The following is a 16,681-nucleotide window of genomic DNA, read 5'->3' on the forward strand; positions in this document are numbered from 1 at the left end:
CCAGGCATGAACATCGCCTGGCCACGCCGGCCATCAGACGATGTCGTCGATGAGGATGTGTCGCTCGCCACGGCTGCACTGCTCGATCCGTGCCTGCACCTTGTAGACCTGGCGCAGCATCGACTCGGTGATCACCTCATGGCTCGGGCCGCTGCCCTGGGTGGTGCCGTCGGCAATGACCAGCACCTGGTCGGCAAAGCGCAGCGCCTGGTTGAGGTCGTGGATGGCAATGAACACGATGACCTTGCGCTCGCGGGCCAGGGCGCGCATGAACTTCAGGACCTGGACTTGCCGGTGCATGTCCAGGGCGCTGGTCGGCTCATCCATCAGCAGGATTTCCGGTTCGCGCACCAGGGTTTGTGCAATCGACACCAATTGCTGCTGTCCGCCGCTGAGCTCGCCGAGGTTGCGAAAGGACAACCCGGTGATGCCGAGCGCGGCGAGGATGTCGTCTACCCGTCGCAGTTCATCGTCGTGGACGACCCAGCCTTGGGTCAGTTGTTTACGCGCCAGCAGCACCGACTCGTACACCGTCAAGCGAGCGCTGGCATTCAAGCCCTGGGGCATGTAGCTGATGCCTTGCGGTCCTTTTTCCGAGTCCTGCAGCACCACCTGACCGGGGCCGTCGATCAGGCCGGCCATCCGTTTGAACAAGGTGGATTTGCCCGCCGCGTTCGGGCCGACCACCGCCACGACCTGGCCGCCGACAAAGGCCGCGGTGGTGACGCCCTCGATGACGGTGCGCTGGCCGTAGCGGGCCCCCAGGTTGTCCAGTTGGAGCTTCACCATGTGTTTTTCTTCCCGCCCAGGATCAGTGATATGAAGAACGGCACGCCGATCAACGACGTGACCACGCCGATGGGAAAGATCGCGCCGGGAATCAGGGTCTTGCTGACCACCGAGCTGGCGGACAGGATCAATGCGCCGGTGAGCAGGGACGCCGGCAGGAAGAACCGTTGGTCTTCACCGATCAGCATCCGCGCGATGTGCGGCCCGACCAGCCCGATGAAGCCGATGGTGCCGACGAAGGCCACGGGGAACGAGGCGAGCAGGCTGACCATGATCAGCGTTTGAAAGCGCAGGCTGCGCACATTGACGCCGAAGCTTGCCGCCTTGTCGTCGCCCAGGCGCAACGCCGTCAGGGCCCAGGCGCGCCTGGCGAAGATCGGCAGGGTGACGAGGATCACCAGGCAAATGACCCCCAGTTTTGGCCAGGTGGCCTTGGTCAGGCTGCCCATCGTCCAGAACACCACGGCCGCCACCGCTTGCTCGGTGGCGAAAAACTGCACCAGCGCCAGCAGGGCATTGAAGGTGAAGACCAGGGCAATGCCCAGCAGCACGATGGTTTCGGCGGTGACGCCGCGGCGCATGCTCAAAAAGTGGATCAACAGGGCCGATAGCATCGCCATGATGAAGGCGTTCAGCGGCACCATGTACTGCGCCGCCAGGGGAAACAACGCGACGCCGAACGCCAGTCCCAACGCGGCGCCGAAACCGGCGGCCGCGGAAATACCCAGGGTGAACGGGCTGGCGAGGGGGTTGTTGAGGATCGTCTGCATCTGTGCGCCGGCCAGGGACAATGCCGCGCCGACCGCGACAGCCATCAAGGCCACCGGCAGGCGGATGTCCCACATCACCACCCGAACTTGCGGGGACGCGCTGTCCGGCGACAGCAGGGCGCCGAGCACCTCTTCGAGGCTGTAGCGCGCCGGCCCGAGGGCCAGGTCCAGCAGCACGCTGCCCATCAGCAACACCACCAGCGCGCCGAGGATCAAGCGTTTGCGCAGCACCAGGCGTCGATAGGTTTCCCGCTGGACCTCCAGGGTCTCGTTCATCGAGCTCATGGCTGGGCCTGCGGGGCGTGCAGGCTGACGAAATAGCCCGGTTCGTACGGCACCGGCAGGAATCGCTCATGCAGCTCGCGGAAGGCGGCATCCGGGTCAAGGTCGGCAAACAGGTCCGGGTGAAACCACTTGGCCAGTTGCTGGATCGCCACGAACTGATAGGGGCTGTTGTAGAACTGATGCCAGATGGCGTGGAACGCCTGGTTGTCCTGGGCCTTGATACCCGCATAGGCCGGGCGTTGGGTATACCACGCCAGTTTGCGCCGCGCCTGGGCCATGTCCGCGCCGGGGCCGACGCCGACCCAATGGCCGCCAGGGGCGAAGGCTTCCCAGTTGGCGCTGGTGACCACCACCTGATCGGGGTTGGCGACAATCACCTGCTCGGCGTTCAACTGGCCGAACGTGGTGGGGATGATGCCTTTGGCAATGTTGTTGCCACCGGCCAGCTCGACGAACAGCCCGAAGTTCTCGTTGCCGAAGCTCAGGCAGCAGTCATCGGTGTAGCCGCCGATGCGCTCGATGAACACATTGGGACGGGCAGGGTGGCGGGCTTCAATCACATCGGTCACGCGCCGGATCTGTTGGTTGCGAAAATCGATGAGCGCCTCGGCCTGCGCTTGCTTGCCAAACAATTGGCCGAACAGGCGCATGGTGGGCTCGGTGTTCTGCATCGGGTTATTGCGGAAGTCGACGTAGACCACGGGAATGCCCAGCGCGTCGAGTTTCTCGATGTAGCGGGCGTCCTCGGTGGCGTGTTGGGCTTCGATGTTGAGGATGATCACGTCCGGGCGTTGGGAGATGGCCTGCTCGATGTCGAAGGTGCCGTCCTCGAAGCCGCCAAAGGTCGGGATCCTGGCGATGGCGGGAAACTTGCGCAGGTAGGCGCCGTAGGTGTCCGGGTCGGACTGGATCAGGTCCTTGCGCCATCCGACGATGCGTTCGAGGGGGTTCTGGGTGTCCAGCGCCGCGACCAGGTACAACTGCCGCCCTTCGCCCAGGATCACCCGCTGGACCGGAAGGTGGACCTTGACCTTGCGCCCGAGCAGGTCGGTCACGGTGCTCAAGGCGGGCGCCGGGTCGGCGGCCAGGGCTTCGCGCGGTGCCAGTGAGCCTAGCGAGAGGCCCAGCAGACCTGTGAACAGCAACGCGGCGAGCGTTCGGGTGCGGCGAAAAACGGTAACCATGGTTTATGCCTTTACAGAAGCCAGGCCGGACAACGACGCCTGTCGTTGCGACGGACCGGACGTTTCAGAAATCAACGGTGGCAGACAGCAGCAGGGTGCGCGGCGCCCCCTGGGAAAACGCGCCGTAGGAGGCGACTCCCGACCAGTACTCGCGGTCGAACACGTTCTGCACGGTGGCGCGAAGGGTGGTCGGTCGTTGCGCGATGCGCGTGGTGTAGCGGGCACCGACGTCGAAGCGGGTCCAGGCATCCAGCGCCTGGGTGTTGGCCTGGTCGACGTACTGGCGACTGGTGTAGATCGCGCCGCTGGTCAGCGTCAGGCCTTCGATGCCGGGTATGTCCCACTCCGCCCAGAGGTTGGCCTGGACTCGCGGAACACCCACCGGTGTGTTGCCACGGTTGGCGGCGACGCGGCTTTTGGTCAGTTGGCCATCCAGCAGGGTCGTGCCAGCCAGCAGGCGCGTGCCCCGGGCGATCTCGCCGGCCAGGTTCAGCTCGACGCCCCGGTTGCGTTGTTCGCCCTGGACCGAGAACACCCCGGAGGCCAGTTCTCCGCTGGGCTTCTTGATCTGGAACAGCGCCAGCGTGGCCATGAAGCTGTCGTAGTCGAGCTTGAGCCCGACTTCCTGCTGCCGGGAAACGTAGGGCGAAAAAACCTCGCCTGCGTTCGAGGCGGCGGACGGCGCGATGTCGCCCTTGCTCAAGCCTTCGACGTAGTTGTAGTAGAGCGAGACATGCTCCCAGGGCTTGGCGACGACGCCGAACAGCGGCGTGTTCTTGCCTTGGTCGTAGTCGGCGGTGACCGCTCCCGTGGCGTTGTAGTTGTGCGACTCGATGGTTTGTCGGCGCAGGCCGGCGGTCACTTGCAGGCGCCCGTCGAGCACGGACAGAGTATCGGCGAGGGCGATGCCGGACAGTTCGCTCGCGGAAACCTTCGGCGTGCTCGGCTCAGCAATCGAAGGCTTGGGCCGGTCGATCGGGTGGTAGATGTTCGACAGCAGCGGCGCGCCGGAATTGATGCCCCGGGACAGCTCATCGCGGTAACGGCTCGCTTGCAGCACCGTGCTGTGGCTGACCGGCCCGGTATCGAAGCCCAGTCGCGCGCCGATGTCGACGGTGTAGCGCTGGACTTCGAATTTGTAATAGCCGGGAATCGAGGAGGTATCGCCAGCGGCATTGATGAGGGTTGGGGTCTGGTCCGACAGACGTTCGACCGCCGATTGGCCGCCGCCGGCGTGGGCGAACACCGTCAACGCATCGCTGAGGTCATACTCGCCGCTCAGCAGCGCGGACCGGTCCCGGGTCTTGGACCGGCCCCAGTCCTGGCTGACACTGGTGCGTCCGTTGGCGGCGGACGGAATCTGCACGCCCGGCGCGATCAGGAAGGGTCGGGACGCGGCGTCGAGCTCCTCTTGCTGGTCGATCAGGTCCAGCGTGGTCCGCAGGCGTTCTCCCTGGTAGTCCAGGGAGAGGGCGCCGATCCCCAGGTCCCGGGATTGCTGGTCGATGGCCGTGTCCCCTTGCTGGAGGCTGCCGTTGAGCCTGACGCCGAACCGGCGTTCCTCGCCGAACCGGCGGCTGACGTCGAGGTGGCCCCCCAGTTGCGAGTTCATCGCGTAGCGGCTCGTGAAGCGGGTCAGGTCCTCGTCGAGCGGCCGCTTGGGCACCACGTTGATCACGCCACCGACGGCGCTGTTGGGCGACATGCCGTAGAGCAGGGCGCCCGGACCCTTGACCAGTTCGATGCGCTCGGCGTAGTCGGCGAACACCCGGTAGTTGGACGCCACGCCGTAGACACCGTCGAATGCCAGTTCGCCGAGATTGCCTTCCCCTACCGGAAAACCACGGATGAAGAACGAGTCGACGATTCCGCCTGCCTGCCCGGTGGAGCGCACCGAAGAATCACGTTCGAGCACATCGCCGACGGTGACCGCCTGCTGGTCCTTGACCAGGGTCGAGGTGTAGCTGCTGATGCTGAAGGGGGCGTCCATCGCATCCTTGTTGCCCAACAGGCCGAGACGCGCACCGCGAGCGACCTGGCCGCCGGGGTAGGTTGGCGGCAGGCTGTCGACGGGCTTGCCCAGGGTCTCGATGTTGATGGGCGGCAGCGCTACTCGACGCAGCACCAGGGTATAGCTGCCATCGTCGCGCCTGATCATGTCCACGCCACTGTCGGCCAGCAGACGGCCCAGGGCTTGCTGGGTCGTATACGTGCCGGACAGCCCGGGGCTGAGCAAGCCTTCGGTGATTGCCGGCTGGAACGACAGGGCCAGACCGGCTTGCGCGGCAAAACTCGACAAGGCGGGGCCGAGCGGGCCGGGCGCGATGTTGTAGGCGCGGACTGCGACCGTATCGAGTCGAGTCGGCGGGGCGGCCAAGGCCAGCGACCCGCTGTCCGCGCCCAGGACCAGGCCGAGCAACACACTGCGAAAGACGGGCTTGGTCAGACGATCCGGACGCCGGGGCCGCGCAACAAGCATGGATGGATGACCCTATGGACGAGGAAAAATGGTTATTCCTTTCTTTGCCAGCCGAGGCGAAAAAAAGTATCACCCTCGCGATGATTTTTTTCGTCGGGTCAGGCGGGGGAAAGGGTCACCCAGTAGCCGCTCAGGTGGCCGCTGACCAGGATCGGGTAGGTTTGCACCAGCATGTTCAACGTGCGTTGCGTGTCACTGACCGGGAAGGCGCCGGAAATGCGTAGCCCGGCGATGGCCGGGTCGCAGCGCAGGAAGCCGCGGCGATAGCGCGCCAGCTCGCTGACGAAATCCGCCAGGCGCATCTTGTCGACCACCAGCATGCCTTGGGTCCAGGCGCTGGCGTTGCGATCGGTCGGGGTCAATTGGCCAATGTCATGGCTGGAAAAATCGGTGCGCTGCCCGGCCGCGACGATCAACGGCGCCTGCTGGGTGCTTTGCGCCAACTCGACCCGCACGGCGCCGTCGAGCACCGCCAGGTGAGTGCGCGCCTGAAGCTCGCGGACGATGAACTGCGTGCCCAGGGCCTGCATCCGACCCTGGCCGGTGTCGACCCGGAACGGGCGGGCCAGGACGGCGGTGTCCGGGGCGGTCTGCACCAGGATTTCCCCTTCGCGCAGCCTGACAAGGCGTTGCCGGGTGTCGAACAGCACGTCGATGGCCGAGTCGGTATTGAGGGTGATCCGGGAACCGTCCGCCAGGCTCAATTCGCGGCGCTCGCCGACGGCGGTGCGGTAGTCGGCGGACCATTGCTGCTGTTGCGCGAGTTTCCAGGTGCCCCACCCGGTAGGCACTGCCGCCAGCAGCAAGGCCAGCTTGCCGAGCGCCCGGCGACGGTTGGGGTGGCTGGGACGGTCCAGCGTCGACATCGCCAGCGTCGCCGGTAACCCGCCGAGCTTGCTTTGCAGCAATTGCGCGCGGTTCCAGGCCCGATCCCGCTCGGGGCTGCTGACTTTCCAGCACTCCCATTCGGCGCGCTCGGTGTCGCTGAGCTCGCTTTCGCTCAAGCGCATCAGCCACTCGGCCGCCTCCTCGAGGACCTTGGGGTCCAGGGGCGGCTCATGGCGATGGGTCAGCATTCATTCCACCAGCATCAGGCACTGGATGAAGGCGTGCTTCATGTAGCGCTTGACGGTGATGAGCGAGATGTTCAACTGTTCGGCGATATCGTCGTACTTCAGGCCGCCGATCTGCGACAGCAGGAATGCCCGGCGGACCAGCGGGGCCAGGCTGTCGAGCATGGCGTCGATTTCGTGCAGGGTCTCCAGCACCATCCAGCGCAGCTCGGGCGATGGGACGTCCTGGACGGGCAGGTGCGCGAGGGCTTCCAGGTAGGCGCGTTCGAGGGCCTTGCGCTGGTACCAGTTGATCAGGATGCCCTTGGCCACGCAGCTCAGGTAGGCCCGTGGCTGTTCGATGGTGGTGACCTGGGACGCGAGGATGCGGGTAAAGGTGTCCTGGGCCAGGTCCGCTGCATCCATGGCGTTGCCGAGCTTTTTCTTCAGCGTGGCGTACAGCCAGCCGTGATGACCGGCATACAGCGCCTCGATCACGCGCAGATGGTTGTCGTTGTTCGCGGGCAGGGATTGGCTCATGGCTGCAGTTTTTTGCAATTGAGAAGTATTCCCAATGCTAATTGACAACCCGCCTGCGACGCAAGCGTGATTCCATCTGCGCCTTTCAGCGGCCGGGCAGGCGCCTGAGGGCGTGTACCAGGGCGTCGATTTCAGCGTGGGTGTTGTACGCGTGGACGGACGCGCGACTGACTTCTGGCAGGCCGCGCTGCTGCATGTCCAGCAACGTCGAGCCGGCCCGGGAGGTGCTGACGTTGATGCGTCTGGCTTGCTGCGCCAACCACTGCTGGAGCTGGGTCGCGTCGCTCTGGTGATGGGTGAACGTCACGATGCCTGACTTGAGCGCGCCCAGGTCCTGGACGGTTACCCCGGGGACCGTCGCCAATTGTGTGCGCAAGTGGCTGGCCAGTTGCTGGATGCGTTGCCACATCGGTTCGATACCCTGGGCGAGGGCGTACTCCACGGCGGCACCGAGGCCCAGCTTCGCCGCCACGTTGCATTCCCAGTTTTCGAAGCGTCTGGCGTCGTCGCGGATGGCGAAGGTTTCGGGTGTCAGCAGCGACGCGGCGTGAAGGTCGAGGAACGTCGGCTCAAGGGTCTGGCACAACGCGTGTTCGACGTACAGAAAGCCCATGCCCCGGGGGCCCCGCAGATACTTGCGGCTGGTGGCGGCGAGCATGTGGCAGCCGATCTTCTTCACGTCGATGGGCATCTGCCCGACGCCCTGGCAGGCGTCCAGCAGGAACAGCTTGCCGGCTGCCCGCGTCAATGCGCCGATCTGTTCGATGGGTTGGACCGGGCCGCCGTTGGTGGCGATCACCGGAAGCGACACCAGCGCCACGCGTTCATCGTCCAGAAGGGTCTTGAGCGCCGACAGGCAGACCTGGCCGTGCTCATCGTTGGGCAGGACCCGAAGCTCGATCCCGCGCTGGCGTTGCAGTTGCAGGTAGGGAATGTAGTTGCCGGCGTACTCGGTGGTGGACGTCAGCACCACGTCGCCCGGCCTCAATGGCAAGGAGTAGAAGGCCATGTCCCAGGCGCGGGTGGCGTTTTCGATCACGGCGATTTCATCGGCCCGGGCGTTGATCAGACGGCCAATGGCGCCATAGACGTTCTCCAGTGCTTGCGCCTGTTCTGCGGCGGCTTCGTAGCCTCCCAGGCAGGCCTCACGCTGCAAGTGGCCGGTGATGGCGTCGAGCACCGGCTGGGGCATCAGCGCTGCGCCGGCATTGTTGAAGTGGATCAGCTCCGCGGCACCGGGCGTGTCGGCGCGCAGTTGTTCAATGTCCAAAGCGAAACTCCTTGATCATTCCCCCGGCGGCGCGGGGCTGGCTTGCAGGCTGGCGGGCCAGTAGCGCAACGCGACGACCGGGATCAGCGCCAGCGCATACGCCAGGCAGACGAACAGGTAGGTGTACTGCAAACCATAGACCTGGCTGAGCAGGCCGCCCACGCAGATCCCCGCGATCGATGCAAACTGCGCGCTGCCCTGGGCGATCCCGAGCACATGGCCTTGCTGGCTGCTGTCGGCCGCTTTCGAAATCAGCGCCATCAGCACCGGTGTGGTGGCACCGAGCAGCACGCCCCAGATGAAATAGGCCACCACGAACACCAGGGCGTTGCGCGTGACGCCCGCCACGGCGGTCAGCGCGATACAACCCAGCACGACGTAGGTGATGCGTTGCAGGGTGTCCTGCTGGGAGCGGTGTTCGAAGTAGCGTGACCAGGCCGTGGCCGACAGGATGAAACCCAGGGCCAACAGGCCGTAACACAAGCCGACGACGGCGTTGCTGACCTCGAATACCGTGCTCACGTACAGGGAAAATGAGGTCTGCGGCAGCATCCGCGCCAGCAGCAGGATGCCCATCACGCACAGCAACGACAACAGCGGCGATCCCTGCCAGGGGCTGCTGCCGCGTCCGGTGGCCGCACTGGCGGTCTGAGCGGCTGGCTTTTTCACCGGCGGCACGTCCGGCAGGGTCACGGCAGCCACCACCGTGCAGACTGCGCACAGTACCGCCGCGATCATGTTGATCCAGAAGAACGTGGCGTAATCGAGGATCAGGCCGCCGACCACCGCGCCGAGCAACGACCCCACGTTGGTCGATATCTGCAGGATCGCGAACAGCCGCGCCCGGCGCGAAGGGGCTTCGATGCTGACGCCGTAGGCCTGCGCCGGGGCAATGTAGCCGGCGAAGGCGCCTTGCAGGAAGCGCAGCACCAGGATCACCCAGATGTCCCCGGCCAGCGCCAGGCCCAGTTGGGTCAAGGACAGCCCGGCAAGGGCGCGGATCATCATCAACTTGTGGCCATAGCGGTCGCCGATACGGCCCCAGAAGGCACTGGTCAGGATGATGCCCAGCATCGGCCCGACGTACACGGCGATGCTGGCGAAGCTGAAAACCGACTCCGAGGACGTCAGCCCACGCAGGTGGACCGGCCAGAACGGCCCGCTCATTTCCATCGCACCCATGGAGACGAGCTGGATCGCGAACAGAAGATAAATCAGGATTCTTACGTTCAAACCCTGGGTGACACCTGCGTGGGACATGACTCAGCCTCGGTGGTTAGGCGCTGGCAAGCGGGTTGGTCAGCGTGTGCTGCAAACGATAGTTGGAATACTGCAGCAAATGCATGCGCAGCAGCGATCGTGTTGGCCACGGGTCTTCAAGGAAGGCCTGGCGTTCGACTTCCCACAGCGGCGCCGCGACACGGTCGCGCACGGCCTCGAAGGCACTTTCGGTTTCCTCCCGCAGCACGGTCCACAGCCGGGTGTCGTCCAGCGCATATTCCGTGCTCAGCCACAGCGCGACTTCGTGCAGGTGGGTCAGGAACGCGGCGTCCAGCACGAACATGCGCACCGGCTCGATATCCTCCACGAACACCGTCGGCAAGATGCCGGGCTGGACATGGGGCTGCAAGGTATAGCCACGCGCTTCCAGCAGCGGCGCGTAGGTACGGCCGTCGCCAAAATCGCGGATCAGCAGACTACGCGCTTTGCCATCGGGGGAAAACAGCACCATGGTGTTTTGCTGGTGGGCCTCCAGCCCGATACCGTACATCAGGTAGATCGCCACCACCGGGTGCGTGACCACCCTGGCGTACTGGCGGAACCAGTCCTCCACATTGCGGGCGCTGGCGCGCAAGCCGTCGCGTTCGATCAGGTCGGTGAACAATGGGCGAGCACTGCCGGGCAGGCGCGTGAACAGCGATGCGACGGTGATGGGCAGGCAGTCGTCGTTGCGCTGTAAGGCCTGCCTGCTGGCGCGATAGACCACCGACAGGTGCCGACCGGGGGCGTCGTCCTGGGTGATCGCGTTGCGGTAGCGCACGCCGATCTCCTCCGGGAAGATTTCCAGGCGCTGGCCAAAGCCGTTTTCGGCGGCAAGGATCTGCGTGATCACCGTGCTGATGCGCGGGCCCATGTGGATCGACTTGGCTTGCAGGCTGCGCAGCTCACTGGTCATCCACACCGCAATGGGCAGTTTGATCAGCGGCGCGGCCTCTTGCTGCGCGGGCATCATGGTCCGATAGGACATGGTGGGCAGGGTGAGGATGTCCGGGCCGTCGGTGATCAGGATGCCTTGTTCAATTTCCGCGGCGAAATGCTTCAGCACATAAGCCTGCAAATGCCAGGCGTGGATCGGCAGCGGCAGCCACTGTTTTTCATCCAGGCCTCTGTCGTTGAGCGCAGTTTTCCATTGCTCCCAGTGCGCCGGGAAGTTCGCCGCGAACCAGCCCAGGTAATCGGTGACGTGGGGCATGCTCTCGCTGATGGCCATGTCGGCGCGCAATGCCGCGATACGCAGGGGCACCTGGGCATTGAACTCGGGCGACAGCTGCTCGACTTCTGCATCGCTGAGGCCCGGGCGGGACTTCCACGTGGGGTAATACGGGTGGCCTTCCAGTGAACCCCATTGGTCCAGCAGGATCGCCGCGTCCTGGGTGCTGGCGTGTTGGCGCAGATAGTCGGTCAGGCTGGCGAGGCCTCGACCCTGGCTGGCCTGGGCCAGCCGGGCGTTCCATTGCTGGCGATGCCGGCGGGCGTGGGCATCGTTCATCAGGCTGTTCTCCATGTCGGCCTTGAGCCCGGCCACGCCTTCGTCGGTGGGCGCGAAATCGAAGCTGTCCCGCAGCACGTCCAGCAGGTCCTGGTGGCTGTCGACCACCTGGCGCACACCTTCGTCGGTGACCAGCACCACTTCACCGTCGTGGATCAGGGTATCGGCCGGGGCCAGGGTGATGTGCGAAAAAAACAGATGTCCCCGGGCGTTCTTGAGCGGGTAGGTGGCCTGCGTGCCGTCGGCGCAAAACACCAGGGCGCGGCGATCCAGGATGTTCTCGGCAAACAGGCAACGCACCAGGCGGCGCATGGCGTTTTTGCGGGAGTAAGCGATCAGTGTCTTGAAGTCATCCATATCGGCTGTCTGCTCGTCGATGAGTAAAGAGGAGGTTGGGCTCATGCCGCGTGGGGCCAGTGACGGGGGAAGTAGTCCAGCGCCGAGTCGCGCAAGCCCTGCATGTAGGCCACGCTCCACTGCAGAACTTCCTCGATGTAGGGCACCTTCAGTTCGAAGCGCCTGGCCATTTCCACCAGCAGCACCAGGCCGTAGGCGACGTCTTCATTGAAGGCGCGGCTCTGGCGCTCGATCACGTAGCCGGCGCGGTTGTTATCGGCGGGCACCATCGGCGCGAGGATGTCGTTGTAGGCCTGGTTGGTGCGCAGGATCGACAACATGCTGCTGCGGTCACGGATCTGCTCGCCGTAGGCGTCGACGATTTCCTGTTTCAAGGACTTGACCGAAGACAGGTCCACGCCCAGGCGTTCGCTGATGACGGCGCAGAGCCGTTGGCTTTCCTCGTCCATGCGCTCCAGGAAGTAGGCCCCCAGTTCCGGGCACTCCGTCCACCAGCACAGCGGCTGCGGGAAGATCTTGCGATGCCACTGGCCGTAGGGCCCGATCAGCCCGTAGATCACCGAGCTGTGCATGATCGGATTGCCGGGCGTCAGGGTGATTTCCAGGTAGTTGTCGAGCAACGTCACGCATGGGCCGTACAAGCGGCTGAGCAGTTCGCCGAGCTGTTGGCGCGAGGCCTGCGATTCACGGGCGTGGGTCGCGACGTACAGCTGGCTTTTGCCGCCGCCCATGCGGATCGACCGCCCGGGCTTGAGATCGAACGCCGTGTGCGGGACATCCTTCATGCCCCAGATCACCAGGTTGGGTCGCTGCGCCAGCGCGGCTTCGGCCAGCCAATCGAACCCGCAGAAGCCCGGGATGGCACCGATGTACACCGGTTTGTCCGTGCTCAGGTGCGCGGCGATGCTTTGCAGGGTTTGCGGGCGGGCGTGGGCCGGCACCGTGATGATCACGATGTCGGCGTCCTCGACCGCGGCCTTGGCGTCCGTGGTCACTCGGTCCAGTTGCGCGCTCAGCGTCGAGCCGTCCGGCATCAGCGCCTGTATCGGCGTCCGACGGAGGTGTTGCTCGACGACCTGCGCATTGCGGGTGAGCAGCGAGACCTGGACATCGGGCAGTTGCTTGAACAGGACTGCGTTCAGGTGGCCGGTCCTGCCACCGCCACAGATGGCGACTTTCAGCACATTCATTCAGAGGCGTTCCTGTGTGGGGTGAAGGTTACGCAACGCTCAGTTGCAGGGGCGCCGAGCTGGACTCCAGCCATTGGGTCTTGCCCAGCCAGGTGTCCAGCTGCGCGCCAACGTTCGGGTCGAGCAAGCCACGCTCTTGCAGCCATTGTTCGTTGAAGACGGTGTGCAGGTATTTTTCGCCGCCATCGGCGATCGGCACCACGACGTTGCCGGTCAGCACGCCGGCGTGGATCAACTCCAGGGCCTTGAAAATCGCACCACCGGTCGAACCGCCCACCAGCAGCGCCAGGTTGCGGGCGACGTAGCGTGCGGTTTCGAAGGCCTGGCTGTCGGTGACCTGCACGCCCAGGTCGATGCAGCTGTAGTCGAGCACCAGGCCGACGGTGTCGCCGGCCGGGGTACCCGTGCCGGACTGGTAGTACGGATAACCGGGATGGCCGAACACAATGGAACCGGCGGGCTCGACCCCGACGGTCACCGTCTCGGGGTCATGCACTTTCAGGCCGCGGGCGATGCCGGTCATCGAGCCACCGGTGCCGACACAGCCGACATAGGCACCGATCGTGCCGTGCGCCTGGGCAATGGTTTCGCGCACGAAGTCGCTGTAGCCACCGGCGTTGGCGGCGTTGTCCGACTGGTTCATGAACACGGCACCGGGAATCTGCGTCGCCAGTTCGGCGGCCATCCGCTGGCGCTCGACCACGGCGACTTCATCTTCGCGGTAGTTGCCGGCGACGAATCGAACATCGGCGCCCAAGGCTTTCATGACCGCGATTTTGTCCTGTGCCGCGTGATGATCGACCACGGCAATGAACTGCAGGCCGAACTCCACGGCCGCCATGGCCAAGCCGATGCCCGTGTTGCCGGAAGACGACTCCACGACCACGCCACCGGGCTTCAGGCGTCCTGACTTGAGGGCCGCCAGCACCATGTTCCTGGCCATGCGGTCTTTTATGCTGCCACCGGGGTTGTTCTTTTCGATCTTCAGCAGCAGCCGTGCATTGGTATCAGGCACATCGATGCCCAACATGGGCGTGTTGCCAATCAGTTCTGAAACTTTGCCAAGTATCATGAGTAAGACTCCCTTTTTAGCAGTCAGGTAAAAATGTGTAGTGGCCTTGCGTACAACAAGTGGCGGTAATACGCCGGGGCAGGGGATGGCGATGGAATTCATTTTCCAGCAGGTCCATCTGATAACCGGCGGTGTTGGCGTAGATCAATAAGTCACCGGCCTGGGGTGAGGTTTCAAAGTTGATCAGGCGATAAGTAATGACGTCATCGTCCAGGCAACTATGTCCGGCGATATAGGCGTGTGTCGGGGTGTGCGGTGGCGCGCTTGCACTGATCAGGATCGGGTCCACCAGGTATTCGGATGAAAACCATGTTTCACAGGCACTGAAACTGCTGCCCTCGACGAAAATAACGGTTTTGTCATTGGCCAGTTTTTTACAGCGAGTCACCCGGAACACTGAAATGGCGGCCTGGTCGACCAAACTTCGGCCGGGTTCCAGGGCCAAGGTCATGTTTTGCGATTGCAGATAATGGGCAATCGTTTGGCCGGGTAAACAATCGGACTCCAGGAACAATGCCAACCATTGGCTGGCGGTGAGTTGACTGCCGTAGGGGTAAAAAGCCTCGGGCACTGTGTGGTTGTAATAATGGCTGGGGTTATTGTCGTTGCGCAGGAAACTGTCATAGCGCTGCGGGTCGACATATCGGATGGGCAGGCCTCCACCGATGTCGATCATGACGGGGGCCAGCCCCATTTCCCGGGCGGCGTCGACATACGCCACCACTTCGCCAAACGCCTGGACGCGCGATTCATGGCCGTAGCCGCCGAGGTGGAAATGAAAACCTTCGAAGTGAAAATGCTGTCGTTCCTGCGCCAACTGTTGCAGGCACCCGAGCACATCGTCGGCGCCCATGCCAAAGCGGCTCGTCGGGCAGCTTTTTGGCCGGTAACGCAACAGGATTCTGGCTTTTCTTGACGCTGTTCTGGACGCCAGCAGCGTTGCCAGGTGGCCGATTTCTTCCCGTGAGTCCACACAGATGAGGGCGCCGACGTCCACCAGGGCTTGATGGAATACTGTCGTTTTCGCCGGTCCCGTTGCGCATAAATGCTGTCCTGGAATACCGGCCCGTAACGCGGCGTGCAACTCGTGAAGGCTCGAAACATCGACACCAATGCCCATCGCCGCTGCCGCCGCCAGCAGGCTCTGGGACTTGTTGGCCTTGGCGCCGTAAAACAGCGTGTGGGCGACGTTGTAGTGTTTCAGCACGCCCTGAAGCGCCGCCGCGTTGAGCTTGAATGCGTGGGGCCATACCAGGTTCAGCGGCGATCCATAGTGGTCGACCAGTGCTGAAAGTTTGCCTGGACAGTGCTGGATGAACTGCGCGATTAGCGGGTCGAGCAATGGCGCCAAGAGGGTCGGTTGATGCACTTCAGTTACATTGTTAAATGTTGGCGTCATTACAGTAGGCATAGTTAACCCCTGGCGTATAAATCAACACCCATCAAGTTTTCGATAACTTGGTGTTATCGAAGAATATGAACTTGCCGTTTTTCAGGCATGAACGATTTAAACGCCTGGCGGTGCGTGCCAAACGAAACCCGGCCTCACTATCGTGACGTCAGGTTTTATCAATACTTCACAAAGATATTGCATAGAAATCCATTCCATGAGGTTTTACCTGGGCGTGAAGAGGCCGTTATCGAGTCTGCGGCTTATTCTCGAACAGGGTCATTAGCTGACATTCAAATGACATCACTGCACTGCACTTCCTTGGGGAGTACGAAAACTTCCTTTGTTGTGTGAGAGATATCTTCGATGGCGAGAACCATATTGCTAACGCGAACGATTATCAAGTAAGGTTTTCAAATATTTTGAATATTTACTCGTTGGCTGAACGTGTGCAAACGCTTGTTTGCTCACGTTTGCAGGTGCCCATCCGTACTTGGAAGAGCGCCTTAATACCTTGATCAACAAGGAATTAACCGACGTTGTAAGGGGCTGTTGCAGGACCGCGATGGCCCCGCCCGAAATCGATGAAATTTCGCTTGAACCACGACAGTTGCATGCCTAGGAGAGCTTTATGACCACTGAACGTCCCGGTACCACCCCCACGCTTCCCATCAGCTACCTGTTCGTCCCGGGGAACCGCCCCGAGCGTTTCGCCAAGGCCGTCGCGGCGGCTCCGGACGCGATCATCCTCGACCTCGAGGACGCGGTTCATCCCGACAGCAAAGCCGCGGCCCGCGCCGCGATCTGGGCCTGGCAGGAGAGTTCGCCCAACGTTTCCTGCCAGCGCTACATCCGCCTGAACAGCGTTGGCAGTGAGTTCTTCCGCCAGGACCTCAAGTGGCTCGAAGACATGCGCTACCCGCAGCGCTGCTCGGGAATCTTCCTGCCCAAGGCGCAGTATGGCGAGGGGTTGTCCGAGGTGGTCGAGCGCTTGCTGGCGTGGAGGCCCGGGCTCAAGGTCGTCGCCATCATCGAGACCGCCAGGGGCTTGCATGAGGTCGAGTCGATCGCCGGCATCGCCGGGCTCTCGCGGCTGGCGTTCGGCTCCCTGGATTTTTCCCTGGACATCAACTGCAGCCAGGTGCCCGAGGCGTTTCTCTTCGCCCGCAATCGCATCGTGCTGGCGTCGCGAACCGCCGGCTTGCCGGCACCGGTCGACGGCGTGACCCCGGCGATCAGCGACCTGGCGGCGGTCAAGCACGAGGCGCACTACGCCAGGTCCCTGGGCTTTGGCGCCAAGCTCTGCATCCACCCCGGCCAGTTGCGTACGGTCCAGCAGGCATTCCTGCCCGATGCCCACCAGTTGGCGTGGGCGGACCGGGTGATGCAGGCCGTGGCCAGTGGCAGCCATGCCGTGCAGGTGGACGGCGAGATGGTGGATCTGCCCCTCATCGAGCATGCGCAACGGCTGCTGGACGTGGCCAGTCTCTACGGGGAACCCGCCAAGGCGGATGCCTGCTGAACCGGCCATCG

13 protein-coding genes are annotated in these 16,681 nt (G+C 63.5%); 1 reads left to right on the forward strand and 12 read right to left on the reverse strand.

The genetic code is table 11. From position 1 onward, the window contains the following. Positions 1-33: 33 nt before the first annotated feature. From V3H56_RS11305 to V3H56_RS11360, 12 genes are all read right to left on the reverse strand, one after another. Positions 34-789, reverse strand: a complete 756-nt coding sequence (locus tag V3H56_RS11305) for an ABC transporter ATP-binding protein (RefSeq protein WP_042732498.1) — start codon at positions 787-789, stop codon at positions 34-36. Next, complete coding sequence (locus V3H56_RS11310; protein WP_042732499.1) at positions 783-1,844, reverse strand: iron ABC transporter permease; 1,062 nt, start codon at positions 1,842-1,844, stop codon at positions 783-785. Before V3H56_RS11310 ends, V3H56_RS11305 begins: the two co-directional genes overlap by 7 nt. After that, the gene (locus tag V3H56_RS11315; RefSeq protein WP_338474634.1) at positions 1,841-3,028 is read right to left on the reverse strand and encodes an ABC transporter substrate-binding protein; all 1,188 of its coding nucleotides are present in this window, start codon (positions 3,026-3,028) and stop codon (positions 1,841-1,843) included. Before V3H56_RS11315 ends, V3H56_RS11310 begins: the two co-directional genes overlap by 4 nt. A 64-nt stretch (positions 3,029-3,092) precedes the next feature. Next, entirely contained in the window at positions 3,093-5,507 is a 2,415-nt protein-coding gene (locus V3H56_RS11320; RefSeq protein ID WP_338474635.1) for a TonB-dependent receptor, read from the reverse strand. A 98-nt stretch (positions 5,508-5,605) separates the two neighbouring features. After that, positions 5,606-6,583, reverse strand: coding sequence for a FecR family protein (locus V3H56_RS11325; protein ID WP_338474636.1), 978 nt, complete (start codon positions 6,581-6,583; stop codon positions 5,606-5,608). Next, positions 6,584-7,099 (reverse strand): sigma-70 family RNA polymerase sigma factor, encoded by a 516-nt coding sequence (locus tag V3H56_RS11330; RefSeq protein WP_047735507.1) that lies wholly within the window; start codon positions 7,097-7,099, stop codon positions 6,584-6,586. Positions 7,100-7,184: 85 nt separating this feature from the next. Further along, the gene (locus V3H56_RS11335; protein WP_042729712.1) at positions 7,185-8,369 is read right to left on the reverse strand and encodes an aminotransferase class V-fold PLP-dependent enzyme; all 1,185 of its coding nucleotides are present in this window, start codon (positions 8,367-8,369) and stop codon (positions 7,185-7,187) included. A 15-nt stretch (positions 8,370-8,384) separates the two neighbouring features. Continuing rightward, positions 8,385-9,629, reverse strand: coding sequence for an MFS transporter (locus V3H56_RS11340; protein WP_338474637.1), 1,245 nt, complete (start codon positions 9,627-9,629; stop codon positions 8,385-8,387). Positions 9,630-9,645: 16 nt separating this feature from the next. Next, positions 9,646-11,541: an IucA/IucC family protein gene (locus tag V3H56_RS11345; RefSeq protein ID WP_338474638.1), complete on the reverse strand. Its 1,896-nt coding sequence runs from the start codon at positions 11,539-11,541 to the stop codon at positions 9,646-9,648. Continuing rightward, positions 11,538-12,686: an NAD/NADP-dependent octopine/nopaline dehydrogenase family protein gene (locus V3H56_RS11350; protein ID WP_042729715.1), complete on the reverse strand. Its 1,149-nt coding sequence runs from the start codon at positions 12,684-12,686 to the stop codon at positions 11,538-11,540. The genes V3H56_RS11345 and V3H56_RS11350 overlap by 4 nt, the downstream gene beginning before the upstream one ends. A gap of 28 nt (positions 12,687-12,714) precedes the next feature. Next, on the reverse strand, positions 12,715-13,758 hold the full coding sequence (locus V3H56_RS11355) for a cysteine synthase family protein (protein WP_047735504.1): 1,044 nt from the start codon (positions 13,756-13,758) through the stop codon (positions 12,715-12,717). 16 nt (positions 13,759-13,774) lie between these two features. Further along, entirely contained in the window at positions 13,775-15,169 is a 1,395-nt protein-coding gene (locus tag V3H56_RS11360; protein WP_338474639.1) for a Y4yA family PLP-dependent enzyme, read from the reverse strand. Between the two features lie 610 nt (positions 15,170-15,779). Between V3H56_RS11360 and V3H56_RS11365 the strand changes: the two genes are divergently transcribed. Continuing rightward, the gene (locus tag V3H56_RS11365; RefSeq protein WP_042729718.1) at positions 15,780-16,670 is read left to right on the forward strand and encodes a CoA ester lyase; all 891 of its coding nucleotides are present in this window, start codon (positions 15,780-15,782) and stop codon (positions 16,668-16,670) included. The last annotated feature ends 11 nt before the right edge of the window (positions 16,671-16,681 follow it).

Source organism: Pseudomonas sp. MS646 (genome assembly GCF_036693845.1).
GTDB lineage: Bacteria > Pseudomonadota > Gammaproteobacteria > Pseudomonadales > Pseudomonadaceae > Aquipseudomonas > Aquipseudomonas chlororaphis_E.

What these genes read in the sequence shown, in the direction of transcription:
- V3H56_RS11340 (WP_338474637.1), bottom strand. Translation starts at nt 9,629, where the DNA reads ATGTCCCACGCAGGTGTCACCCAGGGTTTGAACGTAAGAATCCTGATT.
- V3H56_RS11325 (WP_338474636.1), bottom strand. Translation starts at nt 6,583, where the DNA reads ATGCTGACCCATCGCCATGAGCCGCCCCTGGACCCCAAGGTCCTCGAG.
- V3H56_RS11305 (WP_042732498.1), bottom strand. Translation starts at nt 789, where the DNA reads ATGGTGAAGCTCCAACTGGACAACCTGGGGGCCCGCTACGGCCAGCGC.
- V3H56_RS11365 (WP_042729718.1), top strand. Translation starts at nt 15,780, where the DNA reads ATGACCACTGAACGTCCCGGTACCACCCCCACGCTTCCCATCAGCTAC.
- V3H56_RS11320 (WP_338474635.1), bottom strand. Translation starts at nt 5,507, where the DNA reads ATGCTTGTTGCGCGGCCCCGGCGTCCGGATCGTCTGACCAAGCCCGTC.
- V3H56_RS11355 (WP_047735504.1), bottom strand. Translation starts at nt 13,758, where the DNA reads ATGATACTTGGCAAAGTTTCAGAACTGATTGGCAACACGCCCATGTTG.
- V3H56_RS11350 (WP_042729715.1), bottom strand. Translation starts at nt 12,686, where the DNA reads ATGAATGTGCTGAAAGTCGCCATCTGTGGCGGTGGCAGGACCGGCCAC.
- V3H56_RS11345 (WP_338474638.1), bottom strand. Translation starts at nt 11,541, where the DNA reads ATGAGCCCAACCTCCTCTTTACTCATCGACGAGCAGACAGCCGATATG.
- V3H56_RS11360 (WP_338474639.1), bottom strand. Translation starts at nt 15,169, where the DNA reads ATGCCTACTGTAATGACGCCAACATTTAACAATGTAACTGAAGTGCAT.
- V3H56_RS11330 (WP_047735507.1), bottom strand. Translation starts at nt 7,099, where the DNA reads ATGAGCCAATCCCTGCCCGCGAACAACGACAACCATCTGCGCGTGATC.
- V3H56_RS11315 (WP_338474634.1), bottom strand. Translation starts at nt 3,028, where the DNA reads ATGGTTACCGTTTTTCGCCGCACCCGAACGCTCGCCGCGTTGCTGTTC.
- V3H56_RS11310 (WP_042732499.1), bottom strand. Translation starts at nt 1,844, where the DNA reads ATGAGCTCGATGAACGAGACCCTGGAGGTCCAGCGGGAAACCTATCGA.